A 25,316-nucleotide genomic window follows, 5' to 3' on the forward strand; every position below is an offset into this window, starting at 1 on the left:
CAAGGAGATGCGAGCCATGAAGAAAAGTCTGTGCAGGGTCGTTCCATTACTTATGCTGCCACTGCTGGTGCAAGCCACAGGTGCGTACGCCGAGTCATGCGACGAGACGCTGAAAAAGGTTGAATCGTTGTACAACAAAACCGTCGAAAGCTGCGGTCAGGATCCCGCTTCGGACTGTTCGGGACTGTTGGTTCGAGGAACGCACCGCGCCGATCCGGCCAAGGGGCAGAAATGGGATGTCTGGAATCCCAGTCCGAAAGCCGTCGAGCTGGGTACGTTTGCCGCTTCATACATGCGTGCAGACGGCATCAGTTATGAAGACCCTGGCATGAGCACGCAGAATGGCTATCTCATTACACCAAGGGATCTGGTGCGCGATCCGGAAACGCCGGTGCATGTCTATTGCGCGTTTCCCAACGATGCCTGGACCGACTTTCGAGATGATCGCGGCTGTGGGGACAGCAAAAACACCGCCCCGAAAGAGGCCGTTTGCCAGTCCATGGCGCCGCCTGTTTCGAACCCGAATGCCTGGGTCGCGCACTTCATCCAATTCAACAACAACCGCCAGCAGGATCAGTTGCAGTGTGGTTTCAATATGCGTAACCCCATGAGCAGCAAGGAGCGCGTCGACGCCTTCCGCAATTTTATGGGCGCACGCAAAGTCATCAGCAGTCGCGAGTTCCAAACCCAGACAGAACTGCGTTTGGGTAACCCGAAAACCGATGAACTGCCAGTTCTGGCGTTTTTCTACAGCGATCAGCGGGGCTTGAACGATGCCTTGGCCAACCAGCGCGATTACAAAGCCAGGACCGGGAAGGATCGCAACATCATCAAGATCGATTTCCCGAGAACCCCGGTCGCCAAGGCCAGCTTCTCGTGCATCCAGACCGCCGCTCCACCGGCGCAACAGTTCTGTACCAGCTACTTCGAATCAACCACCTGGGAACAACGGTCAGATCCGAAACTGGGGCCGGATACCTGGTCGCTCTCCGTCGTGCCGACCGCATGTGGCCGGGCGATCAAGGATGATCAGACCGATCGTATGTTTGCCGAGTTGTACAACAAGCACAAAGACGATCCGCAATGGCGCCAGTACAGCATCAACGGTGGGTCTTTGCGCCGGCAAATGGTTTGTCATCTCGCGGCCGTCTACGACGGCAAGCCTGTGAGGAACAAACCCGAATGGAACCTTGAACCGGCCCGGCCTTACGTCGATCAGGCCACGGCGGTAGCGCAGCACTGCAATCCGTTCTAATCCCCCACTGTAGGAGTGAGCCTGCTCGCGATGGCGTCGTGTCAGACACCATGATGTTGAATGACATACCACCATCGCTAACAGGCTCACTCCTATAAGGGATTTGAAGGATACGAAGATTGTGGCAGGCACAAAAAAACGGCCCGAAGGCCGTTTTTTATTTACCGCAATCGCTCAACCACCGAGGTACGCCTCGCGCACTTTCGGGTCGGTCAGCAGCGCTTCACCGGTGCCTTGCATCACCACGCGGCCGTTCTCCAGAACGTACGCACGGTCGGCGATTTTCAGCGCCTGGTTGGCGTTTTGCTCGACCAGGAACACGGTCACACCGTCCTTGCGCAGTTGTTCGATGATGTCGAAGATCTGCTGGATGATGATCGGTGCCAGGCCCAGCGACGGCTCGTCGAGCAGCAGCAGTTTCGGCTTGCTCATCAGCGCGCGGCCGATGGCGAGCATCTGCTGTTCGCCGCCGGACATGGTGCCGCCGCGCTGACTGAAGCGTTCTTTCAGGCGTGGGAAAAGTCCGAGAACCTTGTCCATTTGTTCCTGATAGTCGCCCTTGTCGGTGAAGAAGCCGCCCATGGACAGGTTTTCTTCGACGGTCAGACGGGCAAACACCCGACGGCCTTCCGGCACCACAGCGATGCTTTTGCGCATGATCTGCGACGAGTCCTGGCCGACCAGTTCCTCACCCATGTAACGGATGCTGCCGCTGTGCGCCTGCGGCGAGCCGCACAGCGTCATCAGCAGCGTGGACTTGCCGGCACCGTTGGCGCCGATCAGGGTCACGATCTCGCCCTGACGGACTTCGACGTTGACGCTGTGCAGGGCCTGGATCTTGCCGTAGAAGGTGGAAACGTTTTCGAACTGCAGCATTTACGCTTCCCCCAGGTAGGCTTTGATCACTTCAGGATTGTCGCGGATCTGTTCCGGCGTGCCGTCGGCCAGAGGCGTGCCCTGGTTGATTACGACGATGTGGTCGGAAATGCTCATGACCAGTTTCATGTCGTGTTCGATCAGCAGCACGGTGACGTTGTGCTCTTCACGCAGCATGCCGATCAGCGCTTTGAGGTCTTCGGTTTCCTTCGGATTGAGGCCGGCGGCCGGTTCGTCGAGCATCAGTATCCGCGGACGGGTCATCATGCAGCGGGCGATTTCCAGACGACGTTGCTGACCGTATGCCAGGGTGCCGGCGGTACGGTTGGCGAACTCCTTGAGGTTGACCTTTTCCAGCCAGTACTCGGCAAATTCCATCGCCTCGCGCTCGCTTTTGCGGAACGCCGGGGTCTTGAACAGGCCGGACAGGAAGTTGGTGTTCAGGTGACGGTGCTGGGCGATCAACAGGTTCTCGACCGCCGTCATGTCCTTGAACAACCGCACGTTCTGAAAGGTGCGCACCACGCCTTTGAGCGCGATCTTGTGGCCCGGCAGGCCTTGAATCGGCTCGCCGTCCAAAAGGATGCTGCCGCCGGTTGGCTGATAGAAACCGGTCAGGCAGTTGAACACGGTGGTCTTGCCCGCGCCGTTCGGTCCGATCAGCGCAACCACCTGTTTTTCCTTCACGGTCAGGGCCACGCCATTGACCGCCAGCAAGCCGCCGAAGCGCATGCTCAGGTTTTCGACCTTAAGAATCTCGCGGCTCATTTTCGCAACTCCATGTGAGGGCGTTGCATCGGCAGCAGACCTTGTGGACGCCAGATCATCATCAACACCATCAGGGCACCGAACATCAACATGCGGTACTCACTGAATTCACGCATCATTTCCGGCAACAGGATCATCACCACGGCCGCGAGAATCACGCCGAGCTGCGAGCCCATGCCACCCAATACGACGATGGCGAGGATGATCGCCGACTCGATGAAGGTGAAGGATTCCGGCGTCACCAGACCCTGACGGGCCGCGAAGAAGCTGCCGGCAAAACCGGCGAATGCAGCACCGAGGGTGAACGCGGAAAGCTTGATCACGGTTGGGTTAAGACCCAGCGCGCGGCAAGCAATTTCGTCTTCACGCAGCGCTTCCCACGCACGGCCGATCGGCATGCGCAGCAGACGGTTGATGACGAACAGTGCCGCCAGCGCCAGCAACAGGGCAACGAGGTAGAGGAAGATCACCTTGTTGATCGAGTTGTACTGCAAGCCGAAATACTCGTGGAAGGTTTGCATCCCTTCTGCGGCTTTACGTTCGAAGGTCAGACCGAAGAACGTCGGTTTCTCGATGTTGCTAATGCCGTTCGGGCCACCGGTGATGTCCGTCAGGTTACGCAGGAACAGACGGATGATCTCGCCGAAGCCAAGGGTCACGATCGCCAGATAGTCACCGCGCAGTCGCAACACTGGGAAGCCCAGCAGGAAGCCGAACGTCGCCGCCATCAGGCCGGCAATCGGCAGGCAGATCCAGAAGCTCAGGCCGTAGTAGTGCGACAGCAGCGCGTAGCTGTAGGCGCCGACGGCGTAGAAGCCGACGTAACCCAGGTCGAGCAGACCGGCCAGACCGACGACGATGTTCAGGCCCAGGCCGAGCATCACGTAGATCAGGATCAGCGTGGCGATGTCCACCGCGCCACGGGAGCCGAAGAACGGCCACACCAGCGCAAGCAGGATCAACCCAATGATGAAATAGCGCTGGGTGGTCGGCAGGGTCAGGAAGTTGCTGGCCTTGGCCGGGATCAGCGGCATGCCCGGCGACGAACGCCAGGCCTTGCTGATCTGCTGGTTGAACAGCACGCGCAAAAACATCAGTACCGAGCAGATGGCGATGGTCGCCAGAACAGCGGGGCTGGTGTTGTGCACTTCCAGATTGATGCCGACGATGGTCAGTTTCAGACCCAGTACCGGGTAGGCCACGGCCCACACCAGCAAAGCACTGAACAGTGCCTGTTTAAGATTCCTAGTCATACTTTCTCAACCTCCGGACGGCCCAGAATGCCGGTCGGACGGAACAACAGCACCAGAACCAACAAGCCGAAAGCGACGACGTCCTTGTACTGGTCGCCGAAGATATCGGCACCGAAAGCTTCCGCCACCCCAAGCACCAGCCCGCCGAGCATGGCGCCGGGGATGCTGCCGATGCCGCCGAGTACCGCAGCGGTAAAGGCTTTGAGGCCGACAAGGAAACCGGCGTTCGGGTTGATCACCCCGTATTGCATGCTCAGCAGTACGGCCGCGACGGCCGCCAGCGCAGCACCAATGACGAAGGTCAGGGCGATGATGTTGTTGGTGTTGATACCCAGCAGGTTGGCCATCTTGATGTCTTCGGCGCAGGCGCGGCAGGCGCGGCCCAGACGAGAGCGGGAGATGAACAATGTCAGGCCGAGCATGGCGATCAGGGTCACCACGAACACCACGATTTGCATGTAGGAAATCAGCACTTCTTGTGCGCCACCTGGGCCGAAGGCAATGTTGCCCGGAATCAGGTTGGGGATAGCTTTGTCCTTGGAGTCTTGCGCCAGCAGAACCGTGTTCTGCAGGAAGATCGACATACCGATGGCGGAAATCAGCGGGATCAGACGGTTGCTGCCGCGCAAAGGGCGGTAGGCAATGCGTTCGATGCTGTAACCGTAGGAGCTGGTCACGACGATGCTGGCGATGAACGCCGCCGTCATCAACAGCGGGACACTGTCGAGTCCCATCATGGTCAGCCCGGCGATGGCGATGAACGCCACGTATGAGCCGATCATGTACACCTCGCCGTGGGCGAAGTTGATCATTCCAATGATGCCGTAAACCATCGTGTAGCCGATGGCGATCAGGGCATACATGCTGCCAACGTTCAGGCCGTTAACCAGCTGTTGGAAGAAGTGATAGATGTCAGGCATTACAGCGCTCCTAAAAACCTGATACGCATTTCACTGGTGGAGTCATTTTCCCGCCCGGCCCCGTGGATCTTTATCCACTTCGAATCCGGGTTTTGCCAGCGAACCGCTGATGACGGTTTTGAGATTTTCAGGTGGGGAGACTGGCGGATCACGCCAGCGCGGCCCTATACATTCGTAAAACAAAGCCCACGGCACGCCGTGGGCTTTATTGGCAGTCAGTTCGGCAATGCCTTACTGAGGCGAAACTTCAGTTTTAGGTTTGCCGTTGTGCCACTCGTAGACTACGAATTTGAAGTCTTTCAAGTCGCCCTTGGCGTCGTAGCTCAGGTCGCCAGTCGGGGTCTTGAAGGTGCCGGCGTGAATGGCGTCTGCCACTTTGGTCGGGTCTTCGGACTTGGCAGCCTTGATGCCTTCGGCGATCAGGGTCACGGCCGAGTAGGCCGGGAACACGAACGGGCCGCTCGGGTCTTCTTTCTTCGCTTTGAATGCATCAGCCAGGGCGATGTTGGAAGGGTCCTGGTCGAAGGATTTCGGCAGGGTCACCAGCAGGCCTTCGGCAGCGTCTTTGGCGATCTGGGTGATCGAGTCGTTACCCACGCCTTCCGGACCCATGAACTTGGCTTTCAGGCCTTTTTCCTGAGCCTGGCGCAGGATCAGACCCAGCTCAGGGTGGTAGCCGCCGTAGTAAACGAAGTCGACGTTGGCTTGCTTGAGCTTGGCAATGATGGCCGAGAAGTCTTTGTCGCCAGCGTTGACGCCTTCGAATACGGCAACTTTGGTGCCTTTCTTCTCAAGGGTCGATTTGACGGCGGTGGCGATACCTTCACCGTACTGCTGCTTGTCGTGCAGGACGCCGACGATTTTCGGTTTGACGTGATCGGCAATGTAGTTACCGGCGGCAGGGCCCTGGGCGCTGTCCAGACCGATAGTACGGAAGATCATTTTGTAACCACGGGCGGTGATGTCCGGGCTGGTGGCAGCCGGGGTGATCATGATCACGCCTTCGTCTTCGTAGATGTCCGAAGCAGGTTGGGTAGAGCTGGAGCACAGGTGACCGACCACGAACTTGACGCCGTCGTTGACGACCTTGTTCGCAACAGCTACCGCTTGTTTCGGATCGCAGGCATCGTCGTATTCAACGGCTTCGAGTTTCTTGCCGTCGACGCCGCCCTTGGCGTTGATCTGCTCGATGGCCATTTTCGCGCCACTGAACTGCATGTCGCCGTACTGGGCTACAGGACCGGTTTTTGGACCGGCGATACCGATTTTGATGGTGTCAGCTGCGAACGAATGGCTGGCAACCCCGGCCAGAACCATAGCGGCAAACAGTTTGGAAATCTGCTTAGTAGCCTTAGTCATAGTGCTCCACTCTTACTGTTGTAATTTTTTTGAGTTCTGGCGCCGTAGCAGCAGAACCGGGTCAGATATCTTTGCGATACCCTCCGGAAATGCCCCCGGCAACTGTACCGGTACAGTGTAGAGCGCCGGTTGTCAGCCTGGGAAGCGGGCGCCGAGGGGCAAAACTTGGGGGTGTCGCATTTTTGAATGAAAAAGACAGAATTGCGGCGGGGCGTTCGTGGGCATATATCCCAATCAGCAGCATTCCCTGGCGTTCCTGCTCTTTTCGTTCGGTAAAGCCATTTGCAACCGGGTTTTTCTGGCGGATCACCGACGTTATCATTCGCGTCGATTTCTTTTCCGGACAGTTCCCATGAATCAAGAACCTAGCACCCTCTATGCCAAGCTGCTTGGTGAAACCGCATCTATTACCTGGAAAGAGCTGGAGCCGTTCTTCGCCAAGGGTGCCCTATTGTGGGTCGACCCTGACCTTGATTTGATCGCCGCTGCCGAGGCCGTGGCGTCGGATGAGGGCGAGAAAGTCGCTGCCTGGCTGGCCGAAGACAAGGTCGCCAAGCTGTCTGAAACGCGGGCGCTGGATCTTTTTGAACGTGATCCGCAGCTGTGGGCGGTGGTGGTTTCGCCGTGGATTCTGATCCAGGAAAGGGCGCAGGTCTGACGGCTTGCACCTTTGTAGTGCGCGTCATCATCGTTGAAAAGTGGGTAGCCGAGTAGCGTGATGGCACGTTGCCGTAGAGAAACGCCACAAGCGAGGGTGGCTCACGGTGACGTAAACGTAACGGGAACAGTTTAGTAAGCAGCCTAACGGCTGCTTAATTGTTTCTGGATGTTGGCAATGAAGGTTTGCGGTGTCTGGAGTGGCCTCTTCGCGAGCAGGCTCGCTCCCACATTTGGAATGCATCCCCCTGTGGGAGCGAGCCTGCTCGCGAATGGGGCGACTCGTTCCTGGATTAGACCGAGTAAGACTTGCCGGTATGGTTATTGAGGGAAATAACCTTGGTCTTGCCAATCCGGTGACGATAGATCTCGCGCAGGTACTTGATCGACTTCTTCACGCAATCGCGCGACAGGCGAATGTCGTTGATCGAGACAAACTTCTCTTTGTCGTTGATCAGTTCGCGGTACTTCTTCTCGTACATCGGTTTGATCGCGTACCAGTTGGTGTCGAGAATCTTCGCCGGGTTTTCGAATTCGTTGAGCAGGTCATCAATGCGTTCTTCGTCGAAGTCCTCGTTGATGATGAAGTCGAGGATCGAATTGTCCAGCGTCTCGTCGAAACGGTACGGGGTCTTCGCGAAGCAGCGCTTGATGAACGCGACGATCAAGGTCAGGAAGTCGTCCGACAGGCACGGGCTCTTCGCAATCAATGTGGTCAGCGACAGGTTGGCCGAGGCGCCGATCACCAGTGCATAGCGCTTGAGCGTGGTGTTGGGGAACAGGCTGTTGAGGTGCGTCTTCAACCGGTTCAGGTCCATGTACGACAACTTGTAGTCTTTGGGCAGCGAAACGATCGAGACCACCGACGAGCAGTTCTTGAAGAAATGCAGATCGTGCAGGGCGGCGGCGTCGTAGCCGGAATTCTTGTACTGCTCAAGCGAGGCGCGATAACGCTTGGATTCGATTGGCAACAGGCTGATGCCTTCGATGGCCTGGGTGACCTTGTTGAAGTGCGGCAGGTCGATGGAGCGGAAGAACAAATCGTCGATGTTCAGGCGCTGCGGCTCTTTGTCGAACACCTTGAACTTGTCGCTGCTCGGCGGTGGAGTTTCCGGCACCACCGATTCGGCGTAGGCAATCGCCACCGGGCCGGCCAGGCTCATGAACAGGTCGTTGGCGTCCAGGCGAATGGTTTCGCCGATGTCGATGCCGGCGCGACGGAAGTAGTTCTGGTCGTAGTCAGTCGTGACTGCCTGCGCCGTCAGAATGTTGAAAATCTGCTGCGAGATGTACTGGTTGGCGTGCTTCTCCATCGCATTGACATCAATGTTCTGGATGTTGCCGTCGTCGCTCTCTTCGGCGTAACGCATGATGTCGTTGGAGATCAGCATCATTGCGTTCCACGGGCGGATACGGCCCATGACGCTGGCTTCGCTGCTGTCTTCGTTGGCGAAGTTGTAGGAGAAATCCCATTCTTCCGAGAGGTATTTGCACAGCAGGCGACCGGCGTTGATGTGCAGCGCCTCGGACATTTCGCTGCGGTGGTCGGAAATGTTCGGCAGCACGCAGATGCCGCTGGTGAAGATCGGTTCGAACACGAACGAATGACCGCTCTTGCCGTCATGTTCGTCCATCGGCTTGGTGTCGAACGTCTTGTTCATGTACGAGTGCTGCTGGGCCAGACCAAATTCCGAGGCCATGCCCGAACCGGTACCGCCGCCGGCACTGAAGATCGAGAAGTACAGGCGCGACTGGTTGGCCTTGATGCCGCAGCTGTCGATCAGGTACGAGTGGATCATTTTCCAGTCGGGGCTGGAAAAACGCTGGGTGTCCTTGTTGAGGATGATCTTCGCCAGGTATTGGCCGAGGATCGGCGCGTTACCGGCGCCACCGGCGTGGACTTCGGACAAGTCCATGATCTTCATTTTGCTGTAGTCGCGCAGGAAACCGCTTTTCTCGCCTTTGCGCGAGAAACGGATACGCCCGGCGATGTCTTTGTCGAGGTCGCCGAGCATCACCAGCGGCTCGACCAGAAACACCGGTTTGGTCGACTTGTTCGGGCCGATCCGCAGGTTGTTCTTGATCCACTGTGCCGGGCTGTAACCCTTGTCGGCCAGGCGCCGGTCGGCTGCCCGATCTTCGTTATTGAATTCGTTGAGGTAGAACTTGCGCGCGTTGTACACCAACTCCGCCACGTCGAGGGCGATGTTGGAGCCGCAGCGACCGAGGCCGATCAGGCACACCGACGGGAATTCCTGATCGTTGTGCTGTTCGTTATCGCCTTCCAGGTGCGGCGGGCGCGGGAACACCAGATCACGCAGGCCATCGAGGTTGTCGAGGATGCGATCGGTGTTGGTTTCGGTGAAGTACAGGTATTGCTGGGTACCCAGCGGACGCGAGGGGTGCAATGGCTTCGACGGTGACGGGCTGTTTGCAGCGGGGCTCAGGGTCAGATCGGATACCGCAGTGGCGGGATTATTTTTAGAAGTCATTTTGCGCCATATACCTGGACTGGTTGGCTCGGTGACTGATGTCAGCGAACCTCACGGAATAAGATCTCGCGTCTTTTTTGCGCGAATTAGGCCCGAGCGTCAGGGACTTGGCCTGACTGTCGCTTGGGGGAATCCTTTCCTGATCGTTGATGAATCGGCCATTATTCGGCGATCTTTAATCGAAAAGAGGCAAAATGATGTCAACGCTACCATCGTTGGGATTCGCCGGAATCGGTCTGATGGGCTTGCCGATGTGCCGGCGCCTGTTGGCCGCGGGTTATCCGTTGACCGTGTGGAACCGTAACCCGGCGAAGTGCGCGCCACTGGTCGAGGCCGGTGCCCGGCAGGTGGCGAGCCCCTCCGAGCTGTGCGAGCACGCTGACGTGGTGATGGTGTGTCTGGCCGATACGGCGGTGGTGCGCGAAGTGGTGTTCGGCCCGGCCGGTGTTGCCGAAGGTGCGAAGGGCCGTCAGTTGCTGGTGGATTTTTCCAGTCTTGAACCGACGGCTACTCGTGAGATGGCGGCGCAGCTGAAAAGTGAAACCGGTATGAGTTGGATGGATTCACCGGTTTCCGGCGGCGTGGTCGGTGCCGAGGCCGGCAGTCTGGCGATCATGGTCGGTGGCGATGCAGCCGACCTTGAGCGCGTGCGCCCTGTGTTGCTCAATCTCGGTCAACGCGTTACGCACATGGGCGGCATCGGCGCCGGGCAAGTGACCAAGGCCTGCAACCAGATGATAGTTGCCTGCAATGCGTTGGTGATTGCCGAAGTGGTGGCGCTGGCCGAGCAGGCAGGTGTTGATGCGAGTCTGATCGCCGAAGCGCTGGCCGGCGGTTTTGCCGATTCGAAACCGTTGCAGATCCTCGCTCCGCAAATGGCCGAAAGCCGTTTCGAACCGATCAAATGGCACGTACGCACGTTGCTCAAGGATCTCGACACAGCGGTGAAATTCTCCCGCGAGCAAGGCTCGGCGACGCCGATCAGCGGATTGGCCGCACAACTGATGCGCCTGCATGGGGCCCAGGGCTTTTTGGCGAAGGATCCAGCGACACTGGTGCAAATGTACCGCGCGCCAGAATCAACGGATTGACCGCATGTGAATGTTTACGCTGATTGATTTCTTCCAGCACCGGGCGCAGTTCGTCCAGCGGCACCGGACGGCTGAGCAGGTAGCCTTGGATAAAGTCGCAGCCGGAACGCTCAAGGAATTCGTATTGCTCCAGGCTTTCCACGCCTTCGGTGACCACCTGCAAATGCAGGGTGTGGGCCATGACGATGATTGCCTGGACGATCTCCATGTCCGCCGTGGCTTTGGGAATGTCCAGAATGAACGAGCGGTCGATCTTCAGGGTGTTGAGCGGCAGGCGCTTGAGGTAGGCCAGCGACGAATAGCCGGTACCGAAGTCGTCGATCGACAGTGACACACCGAGGGCGCGAATCTGCCGCAGCAGCACCAGAGTGTTGGCAATGTTACCCATCAGGGCGTTTTCGGTGACTTCCAGTTCCAGCCGTTCCGGCGCGACGCCGGCGGTGCGCAGCGCACTTTCGATTTCGTCAGCCAACTCTTCCCGAGCCAGATTCAGCGGCGAGCAGTTCCAGGCGATTTTCAGCTCTGCGCAGCCGTGGTTCGACAGTTCGCCAAGGTCCCGGCAGGCCCGGCGCAGCACCCAGTTGTCCAGTTCGGCGATGAGACCATTGTTTTCGGCAATGCTGATGAAACGATCCGGCGTCAGTAGTCCGTGAAGCGGATGTTGCCAGCGGATCAGCGCCTCTAACTTGGTGACCCGACCGGTTTTCAGTTCGAAGATCGGTTGGTAATACAGCATCAGACCGTTTTCTTCGCGCAGGGCGTGGCGCAGTTCTTCTTCGAGTTGCAGTTCCAGAGTCGCGCGGTTTTTCAGGTTGGAATTGAAAAAGTGCAGGCCATTGCGCCCGGCACCTTTAGATTGATACAGGGCCAGATCCGCGTGCTTGAGCAGTTCTTCGCAGGTGGTGCCGTCTTCGGGAAACAGGCTGATGCCGATGCTGGTGGTCATCACCATCCGGCGTCCGGCCAGTTCTATCGGCTCCTTCATCTTCAGCATGATGCGCTGGGCCATGGTGCGCGCCTCTTCGCGATCGCGCAGGCCGATCAGGATGCAGAACTCGTCGCCACCAAAACGCGCGACGACGTCTTCATGGCTGCGCACAGAGCTTTTGATGTGATTGGCAATGACCTTGAGCAGGGCGTCGCCGGCATCGTGGCCGAGGCTGTCGTTGATGCGTTTGAAGTGGTCGATGTCGAGAAACATGACCGCGAGCATGCCGCCCTCGGTGGTTTTCTGGCTGAGTTTCTCGGCGAAGATCTGGTTGAAGCCGCGGCGGTTGATCAGATTGGTCAGGGCGTCGTAGTTGGCCACTTGCTGCAATGACATGCGCGCCTGATCGAGTTGGCTGAGCAGGGCGTTGACCCGGCGCAGATCGTGTTCCTTGCTTTGCAGTTTCTTGTCGGCCAGCGCCGCGCTGATCGCGCTGCCGAGAATCAGCAGGATGATCAGCGCCACTGTCAGGCCCAGTTGCAAATGGCTGGTTTCGGCCGACAGGTTCGGTGCGCTGCCTTCCGGTAACACCAATTGCAGTGCGGCCATCCCGGTGAAGTGCATGCTGAAAATGCCCGCGCCGAGAATCAGTGCGGCGCTGTACTTGAGCATCTGATGAGCCAGGCCACTGCCTTCGCGCAAGTAGCCTGCGACCCATAACGCGGCGAAACTGGCGCCGATGGCGATGGCGATCGACAGCGCAAACAAGGTCGGTTGGTAGTAGGCGGTGGCGCTCGACTCCATGGCGGCCATGCCGACGTAATGCATGCCGGCAATACCGAGGCCGATGACCACAGCGGTTTTCAGGTAAAGCACCAGACTCGGCTGTGCCTCGCTCAGCGTGTGCATCGCCAGCCACGAGGCGAGCAGGGCGATCAGCAGTGAGAACAGGGTGACCGGCAGGTCGTAATGGATTTCGATCGGCGCCTGGAAAGCGAGCATGCCAATAAAGTGCATGGCCCAGATCCCGCCGGCCAGGCAGGTCGCGCCGATCCAGCGCCATAGGCGTTGCGAACCAAGGTCTTCGGCGTGACCGACCCGCTCGGCCATATCGAGCGTAGCGAAGCTCGCGGCGCAGGCCACCAGATAGGCCACCAGCACCAGCAAGGGATTATGTGTGCAATCAAGAATGACCTGCCCGCTCTCCGGCAGCTCGGTAACAAACTGCAAACCAAGCCACTCCATAGCATGCCCCGTCTCTGAAGTCGTCCTAACCGCGCGGTTAACGCAGGCGAATGACAGGAGTATAGAGGCCGTTTTCGGGGTGCAAGGGGTAGTGGCACATTGGCGCTAACGATTTCGTCATTAGCGTCATAGCGATTGGTGCTAAATGTCAGGCGCTTTTATCGAAAGGGATTTCAGCCCAGTCCGATTGCAGGGGCGGCAAACCAAAACGGGCGCGGGCCTTATCGCAATCGACATTCTGTTCGCCGTTCTCCCAGGAAGCTTCGAATTCCCGGCAGGGACTGGAACGTTTTTCATAAATCGAGCAGTGCACTGTACTCCCGACTTCGCCGACCAATGCCGTGCAACGCGGCGATTTGCAGTCGGTGCCGTTCATTGCCACCCGACTGGGACTGATTTGTGTCACCAGTTCATCGGGCACCGTCCCCCCGGAAGATGAGCACTCACCCCAAAAAAAAGACACACGAAAATGGGAACAGCAGGCACCGCAATTCAGACACGGACTGACTTCGGACATGGGCGAGGGTATCAAAGGGATTGATCGGGAGATCCGGACGGATACGGCGGCCATTCTAGGCTTCGCCACGGACTTGGGAAGGGGGGCGCGAAACTATTTTTTTGTGGCAAGGTTTTGCCGCAAAAGCCCCGGTTTTCGGGGGATTACAGACTTATCAAGGGCTTACGTTTCGTTACAGTGCCATGGCCCGATATCAGGCAGACGAATGATCACAGACAGCCCCTGTCTGGCTGACTAGATTGCAGGTTCCGGGCTCGGATGCGTTGGCAGTGAAGCCCTATAACAATAAAGAGACGGACCCATGCAGAACTCGACCCAAGCGGCGAATGCCTGGCGCATTCTGTTCCTGCTGTTCCTCGCCAACCTGTTCAATTTTTTCGACCGCACCATCCCGGCGATCATCATCGAGCCGATCCGCATGGAATGGCACCTCAGCGACTTTCAACTGGGGATCGTCGGCACCGCATTCACCATTGTCTACGCGATTGCCGGTTTGCCCTTGGGGCGCATGGCCGACACCGGCTCACGCAGCAAACTGATGGGCTGGGGTCTGGCGACCTGGAGCGCGCTGACCGCCGTCAACGGGCTGGTGGGCAGTTTCTGGAGTTTCCTCATCGTGCGCATGGGGATCGGCATCGGTGAGGCCAGTTATGCGCCGGCGGCCAACTCGCTGATTGGCGACTTGTTCCCGGCGCACCGTCGGGCGCGGGCCATGGGCATTTTCATGTTGGGGCTGCCGCTGGGGCTGTTGCTGGCGTTCTTCACCATCGGTTGGATGGTCAAGGCTTTCGACAGTTGGCGCGCACCGTTCTTCATCGCCGCCGTACCGGGCCTGTTCCTCGCGATCTTCATGTTTTTCATCAAAGAACCCAAGCGCGGTGCGGCGGAAACCGTGCAGGTCTCGCAGGAGAAAGTCGACAAGCCGATCCGTCGGATTCTCGCCGTGCCGACGTTCCTGTGGCTGGTGATGGCGGGGTTGTGTTTCAACTTCGCGACTTATGCCTGTAATTCGTTTCTGGTGCCGATGCTGCAGCGCTATTTCCTGATGCCATTGCAGGAAGCGGCGGTGGCGACCGGTGTGATTGTCGGCGTCACCGGGCTGGTCGGTTTGACTCTGGGTGGCTGGATCGCCGACAAGATCCACCAGCGTGTGGCCAATGGGCGGCTGCTGTTTGCCGCATTCAGCCTGATTGTCTCGACGGTGTGCACGGCATGGGCGCTGCATGCCGGGCGTATCGAGATCGGTGTGTTTGTCGCGGTGTTCAGCCTCGGCTGGCTATTTGCCTATAACTTCTACACCTGCGTGTACACGGCGATTCAGGACGTGGTCGAACCGCGTCTGCGCGCCACGGCGATGGCCTTGTTCTTTGCCGGCTTGTATCTGCTGGGCGGTGGTCTTGGGCCGGTGGTGGTGGGTGGGCTGTCGGATCACTTTGCCAAGTCGGCAATGGTTGCTGCGGGGGCGGAGCAGATGACCGAGTCGTTCAAGGCGGTCGGGCTGCATGATGCGATGTACCTGATCCCGGTGGCGCTGTTTCTGACCATGGTGTTTCTGTTTCTGGCGTCGCGGTGTTTTGTGCAGGATGCGAAGCGGATGAAGGAGGGGTTGGTGGCGGTGGTTGAGCCAGAGGTGGCTGCGGCGACTGCATAACCGCCTTCGCGAGCCTGCTCGCTCCCACAGTGGTTCTCCAGCGTGAACACAATCCCTGAGGGAGCGAGCCTGCTCGCGAAAGGGCCAGTAGCATCACCGGATAAATAACAGGCAAACAAAAAGGCCCGCATCACTGCGGGCCTTCTTGTTTTCAGCGGTGGAGCAGGGCGGTTTAGCCCGCCACCAACACCCGAATCGCTTCCAGTCGCAGTGCCGCTTTATCCAGCAGCGCCAGACCCTGCTCACGCTGTTCACGCAAGGCAACCAGTTCGCTGTCACGCACGGTTGGGTTGACCGCTTGCAACGCGGTCAGGCGCGCCAGTTCTTCGTCGGTGTCGGCCGCCAGACGGCGACGGGCCTCGGCCACGCGCTCGGCGTGACGCGGGGCGATTTTGTCTTCACCGGCGTTGATCCGTGGCGTCAGTTGATCGCGCTGGGCCTGAATAAACTTGTTGGCGCTGGCGCGCGGCACGCTTTCCAGTTGATCGTTGAGGGTTTCGAACGAGACGCGGGCCGACAGGTCGTTGCCGTTGGCATCGAGCAGGCAGCGCAGGGCCGCCGGCGGCAGGTAACGGCCCAGTTGCAGCGAGCGCGGGGCAACCACTTCGCTGACGTAAAGCAGCTCCAGCAGCACGGTGCCCGGCTTCAGCGCCTTGTTCTTGATCAGCGCGACGGCGGTGTTGCCCATCGAACCGGACAGCACCAGATCCATGCCGCCCTGCACCATCGGGTGTTCCCAGGTGATGAACTGCATGTCTTCGCGCGACAGCGCCTGGTTGCGGTCGTAAGTGATGGTCACGCCTTCGTCATCGCCCAGCGGGAAGCTGGCGTCGAGCATTTTTTCGCTCGGCTTGAGGATCAGGGCGTTTTCCGAATGGTCTTCGCTGTCGATGCCGAACGCGTCGAACAGGGTTTCCATGTAGATCGGCAGGGCGAACTGATCGTCTTGCTCCAGGATGTCCTCGACCAGTTGATCGCCTTCACCCGAGCCGCCGGAGTTGAGTTCCAGCAGACGGTCGCGACCGGTGTGCAGCTCTTCTTCCAGACGCTCGCGCTCGGTGCGCGCTTCGTCGATCAGCGCTTGCCACTCGCTGTCGTCGGCTTCTTCAAGCAGCGGCAGCAGGCGCGGGCCGAACTGATGCTGCAAGGCGTTGCCGGTCGGGCAAGTGTTGAGGAAGGCGTTAAGCGCTTCGTGGTACCACTGGAACAGACGCTCTTGCGGGCTGGTTTCCAGGTATGGCACGTGCAGTTCGATGATGTGTTTCTGGCCGATCCGGTCGAGACGACCGATACGCTGCTCAAGCAGGTCCGGGTGCGACGGCAGATCGAACAGTACCAAGTGATGCGCGAACTGGAAGTTGCGACCTTCACTGCCGATTTCCGAGCAGATCAGTACTTGCGCGCCAAACTCTTCGTCGGCGAAGTAGGCGGCGGCGCGGTCACGCTCAAGGATGTTCATGCCTTCGTGGAACACCGTGGCCGGGATGCCGGAGCGCACGCGCAGGGCGTCTTCCAGATCCATCGCGGTTTCGGCGTGGGCGCAGATCACCAGCACTTTGGTGCGTTTGAGCATTTTCAGCTGATCGATCAGCCACTCGACGCGCGGATCGAATTTCCACCAGCGCTCTTCTTCGCTGGCGTCCGGCTGGGCCTGGAAGCTGACTTCCGGGTACAGCTCGGCATGGTCGCCCAGCGGCAGTTCCAGATATTCGTCCGGGCATGGCAGCGGGTACGGATGCAGTTTGCGTTCCGGGAAACCCTGCACAGCGGCGCGGGTGTTACGGAACAGCACGCGGCCGGTACCGTGGCGGTCGAGCAGTTCACGCACGAGACGGGCGCTGGCTTCGGTGTCGCCATCGTTGACCGCGGTCAACAGGGCTTCGCCTTCGTTGCCGAGGAAACCGTGAATGGTCTTGTGTGCTTCAGGCGACAGGCGCCCTTTGTCCAGCAGCTCCTGAACGGCTTCGGCCACCGGGCGATAGTTTTCGCTCTCGGCGCGGAACGCGGCCAGGTCATGGAAACGGTTTGGATCGAGCAGGCGCAGACGGGCGAAGTGGCTGTCCTGACCAAGTTGTTCCGGGGTGGCGGTGAGCAGCAGCACGCCCGGAATCACTTCGGCCAGTTGTTCGACCAGCGAATACTCGGGGCTGGCCTTTTCTTCGTGCCAGACCAAGTGGTGCGCTTCGTCGACCACCATCAAGTCCCAGCCAGCGGCGAACAATGCGTCTTGGGCCTTTTCGTCGTCGACCAGCCATTCCAGCGCAACCAGCGCGAGTTGAGTGTCTTCGAACGGGTTGGCGGCATCGCTTTCGATGAAGCGTTCTTCGTCGAACAGCGCGACCTGCAGATTGAAGCGGCGGCGCATTTCCACCAGCCACTGGTGCTGGAGGTTTTCCGGCACCAGGATCAGCACGCGATTGGCGCGGCCCGACAGCAGTTGGCGATGGATGACCAGACCTGCTTCGATGGTTTTACCCAGACCCACTTCGTCCGCCAGCAAAACCCGCGGCGCGATACGGTCAGCGACTTCACGGGCAATGTGCAACTGGTGAGCGATCGGTTGCGCACGCACGCCACCCAGGCCCCAGAGCGAAGATTGCAACTGGCGGCTGGTGTGTTCGAGGGTGTTGTAGCGCAGGGAGAACCACGCCAGCGGGTCGATCTGACCGGCGAACAGACGGTCGCTGGCCAGACGGAACTGAATGAAGTTCGACAGCTGGGTTTCCGGCAGGGTGACGGCTTCGTTCTGCCCGTTGAGACCGTGATAGACCATCAGCCCGTCGACATCGTCGACTTGCTGCACGGTCATCTTCCAGCCTTCGAAGTGGGTAATGCTGTCACCCGGCGAGAACCGCACGCGGGTCAGGGGCGCATTCCGTAGCGCGTACTGGCGGGTTTCGCCAGTGGCCGGGTAAAGCACGGTCAACAAGCGGCCGTCCTGTGCCAGAACGGTGCCTAAACCAAGCTCTGCTTCGCTGTCACTGATCCAGCGTTGCCCCGGTTGATACTGCTGCGCCATGCTGCCTGACTCCCACCTTGAAAAAGCGGGCTATCTTAACGGAATGAGGCCCCGAGGCCAAAGGATTAGGAGCCGTGGCCGGCTTTTAACTGCAAAGGGAAGATTAGGTCATGCGTCGGATTTGCGCGGGAGCAGGGCACCAGTGAGTGCCAACCCGGTCACAAGTTTGCGACCGGCGGCTCAAGCCGTCCACGTCCAAGCCGATAGCCTGCTCACAGGAGACCCTTTATATGCTGCCACCGATGCTCCCCCTGAGCGCCGTGCCGATCACTTCCCAGCAGGATCCGATCCGCCAGCGGCCGGACATTCCTCCGGTGGTACCGGTGCAGGAAAGCTCCAACGAAAGCACGATCGATCTGCAAAAACGCGATCCTGAAGAGGACGGGCTGCTGCTGCGCGAAGAACAGCGTCGCCAGCAGGAGCGTGATCGTCGGCGCCGCGAAGCCGATGAAGACCCTGAGGAACACCTCGCCGTGCCGGGTACGGCACTCAATGCAGACAACACGGTGCCGGTGGTGCCGCTGATGGAAGATCAGCCGCGTCAGGGCTTGTGGGTCGATATCGAGATTTGAGGTGTGCCGACTGGTCAGCGCAGGCGCCAGGCTGCATTATTGGCGCAGTCCTGCCCATGTTGTGGCAGTTGTGATTTCCTCAAGTGATGCACCGAACGCCATGAGCCAAGACGACAAACTGATCGACCTCAGTACCGAACGCGCCAAGCGTGTGCATGACCTCAACGAGAAGCGTCTGAACGAAGTGCGCAATGCCTTCGAACAGGCCATGCCGTTGGGAAAAGCCAAGAAAAAGTCGAAAAACAAACCGAAAAAGCGTTGATCTCCCACTGCATCCGTTGATGCAGGTCAGTTATTTCCCCGCCTTTGCTTGCTGTGTTGACCGGACTTGATCCTGGTCAATTTCTGCGCCTGCGTGATTGGTTAACTTAGCTCCATCGCAGCAGAGCAGGGGCCAGGAGGCCACAGTCATGTTTTTCGATAACGTGGTGTTTGCCGGGGTTCTGACGGTTGGGCTCATGGTTCTGTTTTTTGCAGGGTTTGGATTTTTTATCTGGAAGGATGCGAATAAGCGCAAGAAGTAGTTCTTCTGGATTGATGGGCACGCAAGGCATTTTGGGCGACTTCGGTTGCCCTTTTTTTTGCCTGCGCGTTGGGGGTTTTGGGTGAATATCCGTTGCTGCGGTAACGGCTGCTTAGGGTTCCGCCCTTACGGCGGGTCACTTTGGCAAACGCCCCAAAGTAACCAAAGGTCTTTGCCCTGACGTTCGGCCCTCGCTGTGGCTCGGGTTCCTTCGCTCCGGGATTGATCCGGGCGCATCGCTTCCGGTTTGCTTCGCTGCACCTCCTTTCGATGTGTTTGGCTTCGCCAAACGGTCGCTGCGCTCCCACCCCCCGGATCAATCCCTCCACTCAGCCTTCCGACGGGCTCTGAGATCAAAAGCGGTACTCGAGCTAACGCTCATTGTGTTGAGTGGGGCGGCATGCGCCGCGTGTGGGGGGGTATTCATATCCTTGTGGGATCGATGGCGGCCTGACAGCCGACCAAGCTCTGGTGGGTGTACTCATTCCTTGTGAGCTTCCGAAGCTGCGATTTTTTGATCTGTTTTGGCTTTGGCTTTGGCTTTGGCTCTTGATGTTGCTTTTGCTCTTTTGCCCCCATCGGCAGGCCGAGCGAAGGTGTTCATCAGGGGGGAGGCGCGCAGCGCCGTGCGGCGAAGCCGCATCCATCGAAAGGAGGTGCAGCGAAGCAAACCGGAAGCGATGCCCCCGGATGGACACCGTAGCGAGGGAACACTGAGCCTTAGCGAAGTGCCGTACGCCGGGGGCAAAGCCTTTTGCTTACTTTTCGGCGTTTGGAAAAGTGAGTCGCTGTAAGAGCGAAACCGCCAGCGGCAACACCCGCAGCAACGGATATGCCCCCAATCCCAATCCCAATCCCAATCCCAATCCCAAAATCCAAAATCCAAAATCCAAAAAAAAAAGGCGCGATCCTCTCGAATCGCGCCTTTTTCATTTCCAGCTATCTATCAGCTACCCAGCGCCTTCGACGCCAGCCAGAACAACCCGGCCGACAGTGCCACGGTCGCCGGCAGGGTCAGTACCCAGGCCAGCAGGATGGTTTTCACCGTGCCGCCTTGCAGGCCGCTTTTGTTGGCGACCATGGTGCCGGCCACGCCCGAGGAGAGGACGTGGGTGGTGGACACCGGCAGGCTGAAGATGTTGGCCATGCCGATCAGGGTGGCGGTGGTGATCTGCGCCGACATGCCCTGGGAGTAGGTCATGCCTTGCTTGCCGATCTTCTCGCCGATGGTCAGTACCACGCGTTTCCAGCCAACCATGGTGCCCAGGCCCAAGGCCAGTGCAACCGCCAGAATCACCCAGAACGGCGCGTATTCGGTGGTGGTGGTCAGGTCTTTGCGCAGTTTGTCCAGGTCAGCCTTTTCACGGGGTTCCAGGCCAGGCAACTTGCCGACTTTCTTCGCGGTGTCGTCCAGGCACAGCAGGTAGCGACGCACTTCAATGCGGCTTTCCGACGACAGCGAATGGTAGTCCGCTACACCTTTGAGGGTGTGGAGCAGGGCGGAGATGGTCGGTTCAGTCTGTTGCGGGTTGCAGCGGAATTTCTCCGGCAGATCGCCTTCTACGCTCTTGCCCAGGGCCAGGAACTCACCGAGGGAGTCGGCGTTGCGCTGGTAGAACTGGCTCAGATGCAGGGTCGCATCGCGGGTACGTTCGATCTGGTAGGTCGTGCTGTTCAGGTCGAGTACGAACTGCGCAGGGACGATACCGATCAGCACCAGCATGATCAGGCCGATACCTTTCTGACCATCGTTGGAGCCGTGCACGAAGCTGACGGCCATGGCCGAGATCACCAAGACGAGGCGGTTCCAGAACGGCGGGTGCTTCTTGTCGTCGATCTTGCGGCGCTGTTCCGGCGTCTTGTGCATCTTCGACAGCGGTCGCCACCATTTCAGGCCGATCAGTATCAGTGCGGCGATCAGGAAACCAGCCATCGGCGAGAACACCAGCGAGGCGCCGATGTCGATCGCTTTCTGCCAGTTCACGCCGTCGGCCAACGGTATGTCGTTGATCAGGGCGTTGGCCAGGCCAACCCCGAGGATCGAGCCGATCAGGGTATGGGAACTGGACGCCGGGATACCGAAGTACCAGGTGCCAAGGTTCCAGGCGATTGCCGCGGCGAGCAACGAGAACACCATCGCCAGGCCATGGCCGGTGTTCACATTGATCAGCAGCTCAACCGGCAGCAAGTGGACAATGGCATACGCCACGCCAACGCCACCCAGCAGCACGCCGAGGAAATTGAACACACCGGAGAAGAACACCGCCAGGTGAGGCGGCATGGCTTTGGTGTAGATAACAGTGGCTACCGCGTTAGCGGTGTCATGAAATCCATTGATGAACTCGAAGGCGAGGACAAACGTCAGGGCGAGCAAGAGGCTCACAAGCACCCAAGCATCCAGTCCGCTGAATAAATCGATCATGAAGGTTTTCTGACCCGGTCGTAAGGGGGCGCGATTATGCCAGAAAAGTCTCGAAATCGATGCCCTCCCTGCTCATCGGTAACATTCTTCTTCGATTTAATTTGTTGCAGCGCGTTAAAACCCAGTGTCACGCAGGGTTTTTCAACCTGTTGATTTTCAATGGAAAAGTATTCGGAAGCGCACCTTTTTCCGTGGAGATCGCGGGCTCAAACGCTTGTCTGAAATATCTTTGAAACCTTTATGTAGCTCCCCATTAGCGTTCATGACGGGGAGATAGCCGCTGCCCGCGGGTAGCGGGCGCGCATGGCATCGTCGATACACCGCGTTTGTAACGGTGCGCACGGCTGCCTTGGAAATGATCAAAACCCGTGGCTCATGGCTCTTCGGCTTTGAGTTCCTTTTCGATCTTTTCAATTTCTTGCTTGAAGACCTGATCCTGAACGGTGGGGCGTTTACGCCATGCCTTGCGTTCCGGTTCTGGCTGAGCGGCGTAGGTGGTGACTTCCCCGCCGTAAACTTCCTTGTAACGTTGTTCCTGGCGCTCAAGTTCCGCGCGCAGTTCGTCTTTCGTCACAGTGCTACCTGTTTGAGTTGAGTTAAATGTCTGGTGAAACGCACGGCAACAAATCGATTGAGCGGGTCCGTCGAGTGCCAATACCTGAACAGGCATTGATGTAGTCGGCAGGGCGATCAAGACTTCCATGTTGCAGGCGGGCTACGGCACCAGATTAAAACTGACGTAGCATCAGCTTCCTGTTTCAGCGAGCGCTGGCGTTGCATGAGTCATTTGCGTCAGGCGCTGGCCGGGCTGTCGGCGATGGACATCGCGTCAGCGGGTGGCGACCACGGCAAGTAAAGAACGGCGGTCCCACTGAGGTGCATTATAGCGGTCGATTCGGGAATGACTATCTTTGCCAAGTTAAAAAAGGTTCTGGATGTGTGATCGTTATGTTACTGACAACTTTTATCGGTAGTTGCCTCACGGGCAAACCGTTATTTGCCAAGCGATCTGTTTTTGGCGCCATTAAGTCGAACAACTAAAAACGCTGATTCAGTGTGCGTTCAAAGTTGCGCAAACCGCTCACGCGGCCGAACCTTCGCTGTGTGCTCGATTGCGATTATCGGTCGACGGTTCGATAATCGCCCAATGTTGTTGGCGTTGCCCTTGCGCATCTCCCTGTGAGCCGATTGTATAGCCCGTGATCCGAGCCGGATAAAGGACCTGAAATGAACGACCAAATGCGCAACTCCTTCACCTCCGTGGCGCCGCCGATCGTCGCTTCGCCGGCCAAACGGATCCAGGCGCTGACAGGCGATCCGGATTTCATGACCTCGCTGGCCCGTGGCCTGGCGGTGGTGCAGGCATTTCAGGAGCGCAAGAGGCATTTGACCATCGCCCAGATCAGCCACCGCACGGAAATTCCCCGCGCTGCGGTGCGCCGGTGCCTGCACACCTTGATCAAACTCGGCTACGCCACCACCGATGGCCGCACGTATTCGTTGCTGCCGAAAGTGCTGACCCTTGGCCATGCCTATTTATCCTCGACGCCGTTGGCCGTTTCCGCGCAGCCCTACCTCGACCGCATGAGTGAGCATTTGCACGAAGCTTGCAACATGGCCACGCTTGAGGGCGACGACATTCTCTATATAGCCCGATCGGCGACGACTCAGCGACTGATCTCCGTGGATCTCTCGGTGGGCGGACGTTTGCCGGCCTATTGCACGTCGATGGGGCGGATTCTGCTGGCCGCGCTGGACGACACGACGCTACGCGAATACCTCGATCACGCCGAACTGGTCGCCAAGACCAGCCGCACGATTCACACCCCCGACGCACTGCTCGAATGCCTGCAAGAAGTGCGGCAGCAGGGTTGGTGCATTGTCGATCAGGAACTGGAACAAGGCCTGCGCTCGATTGCCGTGCCGGTTTACGACGCCTCGGGGCAAGTGGTGGCCGCGCTCAACGTCAGCACCCACGCCGGCCGAGTCAGCCGCACCGAGCTGGAGCAGCGCTTTCTGCCGGGCCTGCTCAGTGCCAGCCGCGACCTCAGCGCGCAGTTGTTTGCCTGATGAAGCTGTTCGATAAACGCACAGTGTTGCGTTTATCGAATTGACGCTAAAACCCTCGGATCATTAATGTCGCGGCAGCGTCATCCGGCGCTGAGCGAAAGCGTCAGCCGGACTGCCGACTCCCATAATAATGACAAGAGGCAACTCCCCATGCGCACGTTCCCCGACTGTCGCCGCCCCAGTTCCTGTTGCCGGGTTCCCCGCAACGCCTGATTGCAACCTTCTATTCTTGTCACCGTGCCGCTCCTTGGCCGGTCGCCGTTCGACTGCGTTTTTTGCGTGGAATAAAAACAATGAACCAGCCTCAGTCCGCTGTAGGTAACTGCCTCGACGTGCAGTCCTTTATCAACGCCCAACCGATCTCGCGCTATCAGTGGCGGGTGGTGATCCTGTGTTTCCTGATTGTGTTTCTTGATGGCCTCGACACCGCAGCGATGGGCTTCATTGCCCCGGCGCTGTCGCAGGATTGGGGCATCGACCGCGCCAGCCTTGGCCCGGTGATGAGTGCCGCACTGATCGGCATGGTCTTCGGCGCACTCGGTTCCGGGCCTCTGGCTGACCGCTTCGGGCGCAAAGTCGTACTGGTTGGCGCGGTTGTGCTGTTCGGCGCTTTCAGCCTGGCATCGGCGTACAGCACCAACGTTGAACAATTGCTGGTGCTGCGCTTTTTGACCGGCCTCGGTCTGGGCGCGGGGATGCCGAACGCGACGACGCTGCTGTCGGAATACACTCCGGAGCGCAAGAAGTCGCTTCTGGTGACTAGCATGTTCTGTGGTTTCAACCTTGGCATGGCCGGTGGCGGGTTCATTTCCGCCAAGTTGATCCCGGCGTTCGGCTGGCACAGCCTGTTGCTGATCGGCGGCATTTTGCCCTTGATCCTCGCCGTGGTGCTGCTGTTCTGGCTGCCGGAATCGGCGCGCTACCTTGTAGTCCGTAACCGTGGCACTGACAAAGTCCGCAAGACACTGGCGCCGATTGATCCGGTGGTGGTCGCGCAGGCTTCGAGTTTCAGCGTCCCGGAACAGAAAACCGTCAAGGCGCGTAACGTGTTCGCAGTGATCTTTTCCGGCACCTACAGCGCCGGCACGCTGCTGTTGTGGCTGACGTACTTCATGGGCTTGGTGATTGTGTACCTGCTGACCAGTTGGCTGCCGACGCTGATGCGTGACAGCGGCGCGAGCATGGAGCAGGCCGCGTTTATCGGCGCATTGTTCCAGTTCGGCGGGGTATTGAGTGCGGTCGGTGTGGGATGGGCGATGGATCGCTTCAATCCGCACAAGGTCATCGGTATTTTCTATCTGCTGGCCGGGTTTTTTGCCTACGCGGTGGGGCAGAGCCTGGGCAACATCACATTGCTGGCGACCTTGGTGTTGGTGGCGGGGATGTGTGTGAACGGTGCGCAATCGGCGATGCCTTCGTTGGCGGCGCGGTTCTATCCGACGCAGGGCCGGGCAACCGGCGTCTCATGGATGCTGGGGATTGGCCGTTTCGGCGCGATTCTCGGCGCGTGGATGGGCGCGACGCTGCTGGGGTTGGGCTGGAATTTCGAGCAGGTGTTGACGGCGCTGGTGATTCCGGCAGCGTTGGCGACCACGGCGGTGGTGATCAAAGGCATGGTGAGTCATGCGGATGCGACTTGATATCGCGCTGTAGATTGAAAAGATCGCAGCCTGCGGCGGCTCCTGAATTGGAATACAT

At 58.8% G+C, this 25,316-nt stretch carries 20 protein-coding genes; 9 read left to right on the forward strand and 11 right to left on the reverse strand.

What is annotated here, in order from left to right; genetic code table 11:
• Positions 1–16 precede the first annotated feature (16 nt).
• The gene (locus tag ACA043_RS06640) at positions 17–1,255 is read left to right on the forward strand and encodes a DUF2599 domain-containing protein (RefSeq protein WP_497658853.1); all 1,239 of its coding nucleotides are present in this window, start codon (positions 17–19) and stop codon (positions 1,253–1,255) included.
• Between the two features lie 174 nt (positions 1,256–1,429).
• Here ACA043_RS06640 and ACA043_RS06645 read toward each other — a convergent pair whose 3' ends face one another.
• From ACA043_RS06645 to ACA043_RS06665, 5 genes are all read right to left on the reverse strand, one after another.
• Complete coding sequence (locus tag ACA043_RS06645; RefSeq protein ID WP_187679447.1) at positions 1,430–2,131, reverse strand: ABC transporter ATP-binding protein; 702 nt, start codon at positions 2,129–2,131, stop codon at positions 1,430–1,432.
• The gene (livG, locus tag ACA043_RS06650) at positions 2,132–2,899 is read right to left on the reverse strand and encodes a high-affinity branched-chain amino acid ABC transporter ATP-binding protein LivG (RefSeq protein ID WP_187679446.1); all 768 of its coding nucleotides are present in this window, start codon (positions 2,897–2,899) and stop codon (positions 2,132–2,134) included. It lies immediately after the preceding gene.
• Positions 2,896–4,152, reverse strand: a complete 1,257-nt coding sequence (locus tag ACA043_RS06655; RefSeq protein WP_187679445.1) for a high-affinity branched-chain amino acid ABC transporter permease LivM — start codon at positions 4,150–4,152, stop codon at positions 2,896–2,898. The genes livG and ACA043_RS06655 overlap by 4 nt, the downstream gene beginning before the upstream one ends.
• Entirely contained in the window at positions 4,149–5,072 is a 924-nt protein-coding gene (livH, locus tag ACA043_RS06660; RefSeq protein ID WP_007918526.1) for a high-affinity branched-chain amino acid ABC transporter permease LivH, read from the reverse strand. The genes ACA043_RS06655 and livH overlap by 4 nt, the downstream gene beginning before the upstream one ends.
• Before the next feature lie 231 nt (positions 5,073–5,303).
• Positions 5,304–6,431, reverse strand: coding sequence for a branched-chain amino acid ABC transporter substrate-binding protein (locus ACA043_RS06665; protein WP_489878362.1), 1,128 nt, complete (start codon positions 6,429–6,431; stop codon positions 5,304–5,306).
• A gap of 352 nt (positions 6,432–6,783) precedes the next feature.
• On the opposite strand from ACA043_RS06665, the gene ACA043_RS06670 reads away from it, so the two are divergent.
• Positions 6,784–7,089 (forward strand): DUF2288 domain-containing protein, encoded by a 306-nt coding sequence (locus tag ACA043_RS06670; RefSeq protein WP_187679443.1) that lies wholly within the window; start codon positions 6,784–6,786, stop codon positions 7,087–7,089.
• Between the two features lie 292 nt (positions 7,090–7,381).
• Here ACA043_RS06670 and ACA043_RS06675 read toward each other — a convergent pair whose 3' ends face one another.
• A complete protein-coding gene (locus ACA043_RS06675) occupies positions 7,382–9,580 on the reverse strand; it encodes a hypothetical protein (protein WP_489878363.1) in 2,199 nt (732 codons plus the stop codon).
• Positions 9,581–9,774: 194 nt separating this feature from the next.
• Here ACA043_RS06675 and ACA043_RS06680 point away from each other — a divergent pair, with 194 nt between their 5' ends.
• Positions 9,775–10,671, forward strand: coding sequence for an NAD(P)-dependent oxidoreductase (locus ACA043_RS06680; RefSeq protein ID WP_497658854.1), 897 nt, complete (start codon positions 9,775–9,777; stop codon positions 10,669–10,671).
• Here the strand turns inward: ACA043_RS06680 and ACA043_RS06685 are convergent.
• Both ACA043_RS06685 and ACA043_RS06690 read right to left on the reverse strand, forming a co-directional pair.
• Positions 10,562–12,844, reverse strand: a complete 2,283-nt coding sequence (locus ACA043_RS06685) for a putative bifunctional diguanylate cyclase/phosphodiesterase (RefSeq protein ID WP_497658855.1) — start codon at positions 12,842–12,844, stop codon at positions 10,562–10,564. The genes ACA043_RS06680 and ACA043_RS06685 overlap by 110 nt on opposite strands.
• Positions 12,845–12,992: 148 nt before the next feature.
• Positions 12,993–13,361: a YkgJ family cysteine cluster protein gene (locus tag ACA043_RS06690; protein ID WP_095188967.1), complete on the reverse strand. Its 369-nt coding sequence runs from the start codon at positions 13,359–13,361 to the stop codon at positions 12,993–12,995.
• Positions 13,362–13,662: 301 nt separating this feature from the next.
• Here ACA043_RS06690 and ACA043_RS06695 point away from each other — a divergent pair, with 301 nt between their 5' ends.
• Positions 13,663–15,012, forward strand: a complete 1,350-nt coding sequence (locus ACA043_RS06695) for a spinster family MFS transporter (RefSeq protein WP_497658856.1) — start codon at positions 13,663–13,665, stop codon at positions 15,010–15,012.
• Positions 15,013–15,184: 172 nt separating this feature from the next.
• Here the strand turns inward: ACA043_RS06695 and rapA are convergent, their stop codons facing one another.
• On the reverse strand, positions 15,185–18,031 hold the full coding sequence (rapA, locus tag ACA043_RS06700) for an RNA polymerase-associated protein RapA (RefSeq protein ID WP_187679438.1): 2,847 nt from the start codon (positions 18,029–18,031) through the stop codon (positions 15,185–15,187).
• Between the two features lie 230 nt (positions 18,032–18,261).
• Between rapA and ACA043_RS06705 the strand changes: the two genes are divergently transcribed.
• The 3 genes from ACA043_RS06705 to ccoM all read left to right on the forward strand — a co-directional run bounded on the left by ACA043_RS06705 (position 18,262) and on the right by ccoM (position 19,127).
• On the forward strand, positions 18,262–18,603 hold the full coding sequence (locus ACA043_RS06705; RefSeq protein ID WP_187679437.1) for an aspartate-semialdehyde dehydrogenase: 342 nt from the start codon (positions 18,262–18,264) through the stop codon (positions 18,601–18,603).
• Between the two features lie 100 nt (positions 18,604–18,703).
• A complete protein-coding gene (locus ACA043_RS06710) occupies positions 18,704–18,865 on the forward strand; it encodes a hypothetical protein (RefSeq protein ID WP_187679436.1) in 162 nt (53 codons plus the stop codon).
• 148 nt (positions 18,866–19,013) lie between these two features.
• Entirely contained in the window at positions 19,014–19,127 is a 114-nt protein-coding gene (gene ccoM, locus ACA043_RS06715) for a cytochrome c oxidase subunit CcoM (RefSeq protein WP_003222396.1), read from the forward strand.
• Positions 19,128–20,072: 945 nt separating this feature from the next.
• Here ccoM and ACA043_RS06720 read toward each other — a convergent pair.
• Together ACA043_RS06720 and ACA043_RS06725 are read right to left on the reverse strand one after the other, a co-directional pair.
• Positions 20,073–21,548 carry an inorganic phosphate transporter gene (locus ACA043_RS06720; RefSeq protein ID WP_187679435.1) on the reverse strand — a complete coding sequence of 492 codons (1,476 nt, stop codon included), beginning with the start codon at positions 21,546–21,548 and terminating at the stop codon, positions 20,073–20,075.
• Between the two features lie 373 nt (positions 21,549–21,921).
• Positions 21,922–22,122, reverse strand: a complete 201-nt coding sequence (locus ACA043_RS06725) for a hypothetical protein (protein WP_008080067.1) — start codon at positions 22,120–22,122, stop codon at positions 21,922–21,924.
• Between the two features lie 653 nt (positions 22,123–22,775).
• On the opposite strand from ACA043_RS06725, the gene pcaR reads away from it, so the two are divergent.
• Both pcaR and pcaK read left to right on the forward strand, forming a co-directional pair.
• Positions 22,776–23,618 carry a pca regulon transcriptional regulator PcaR gene (gene pcaR / locus ACA043_RS06730; protein ID WP_497658857.1) on the forward strand — a complete coding sequence of 281 codons (843 nt, stop codon included), beginning with the start codon at positions 22,776–22,778 and terminating at the stop codon, positions 23,616–23,618.
• Between the two features lie 293 nt (positions 23,619–23,911).
• A complete protein-coding gene (gene pcaK, locus ACA043_RS06735) occupies positions 23,912–25,258 on the forward strand; it encodes a 4-hydroxybenzoate transporter PcaK (RefSeq protein ID WP_401266176.1) in 1,347 nt (448 codons plus the stop codon).
• The last annotated feature ends 58 nt before the right edge of the window (positions 25,259–25,316 follow it).

The sequence above is a fragment of the Pseudomonas sp. LBUM1648 genome (genome assembly GCF_059716145.1).

Excerpts from the sequence above, each read along its gene's own strand:
- ACA043_RS06640 (WP_497658853.1), top strand. The coding sequence starts at position 17 with ATGAAGAAAAGTCTGTGCAGGGTCGTTCCATTACTTATGCTGCCACTG.
- ACA043_RS06645 (WP_187679447.1), bottom strand. The coding sequence starts at position 2,131 with ATGCTGCAGTTCGAAAACGTTTCCACCTTCTACGGCAAGATCCAGGCC.
- livG (WP_187679446.1), bottom strand. The coding sequence starts at position 2,899 with ATGAGCCGCGAGATTCTTAAGGTCGAAAACCTGAGCATGCGCTTCGGC.
- ACA043_RS06655 (WP_187679445.1), bottom strand. The coding sequence starts at position 4,152 with ATGACTAGGAATCTTAAACAGGCACTGTTCAGTGCTTTGCTGGTGTGG.
- livH (WP_007918526.1), bottom strand. The coding sequence starts at position 5,072 with ATGCCTGACATCTATCACTTCTTCCAACAGCTGGTTAACGGCCTGAAC.
- ACA043_RS06665 (WP_489878362.1), bottom strand. The coding sequence starts at position 6,431 with ATGACTAAGGCTACTAAGCAGATTTCCAAACTGTTTGCCGCTATGGTT.
- ACA043_RS06670 (WP_187679443.1), top strand. The coding sequence starts at position 6,784 with ATGAATCAAGAACCTAGCACCCTCTATGCCAAGCTGCTTGGTGAAACC.
- ACA043_RS06675 (WP_489878363.1), bottom strand. The coding sequence starts at position 9,580 with ATGACTTCTAAAAATAATCCCGCCACTGCGGTATCCGATCTGACCCTG.
- ACA043_RS06680 (WP_497658854.1), top strand. The coding sequence starts at position 9,775 with ATGATGTCAACGCTACCATCGTTGGGATTCGCCGGAATCGGTCTGATG.
- ACA043_RS06685 (WP_497658855.1), bottom strand. The coding sequence starts at position 12,844 with ATGGAGTGGCTTGGTTTGCAGTTTGTTACCGAGCTGCCGGAGAGCGGG.
- ACA043_RS06690 (WP_095188967.1), bottom strand. The coding sequence starts at position 13,361 with ATGTCCGAAGTCAGTCCGTGTCTGAATTGCGGTGCCTGCTGTTCCCAT.
- ACA043_RS06695 (WP_497658856.1), top strand. The coding sequence starts at position 13,663 with ATGCAGAACTCGACCCAAGCGGCGAATGCCTGGCGCATTCTGTTCCTG.
- rapA (WP_187679438.1), bottom strand. The coding sequence starts at position 18,031 with ATGGCGCAGCAGTATCAACCGGGGCAACGCTGGATCAGTGACAGCGAA.
- ACA043_RS06705 (WP_187679437.1), top strand. The coding sequence starts at position 18,262 with ATGCTGCCACCGATGCTCCCCCTGAGCGCCGTGCCGATCACTTCCCAG.
- ACA043_RS06710 (WP_187679436.1), top strand. The coding sequence starts at position 18,704 with ATGAGCCAAGACGACAAACTGATCGACCTCAGTACCGAACGCGCCAAG.
- ccoM (WP_003222396.1), top strand. The coding sequence starts at position 19,014 with ATGTTTTTCGATAACGTGGTGTTTGCCGGGGTTCTGACGGTTGGGCTC.
- ACA043_RS06720 (WP_187679435.1), bottom strand. The coding sequence starts at position 21,548 with ATGATCGATTTATTCAGCGGACTGGATGCTTGGGTGCTTGTGAGCCTC.
- pcaR (WP_497658857.1), top strand. The coding sequence starts at position 22,776 with ATGAACGACCAAATGCGCAACTCCTTCACCTCCGTGGCGCCGCCGATC.
- pcaK (WP_401266176.1), top strand. The coding sequence starts at position 23,912 with ATGAACCAGCCTCAGTCCGCTGTAGGTAACTGCCTCGACGTGCAGTCC.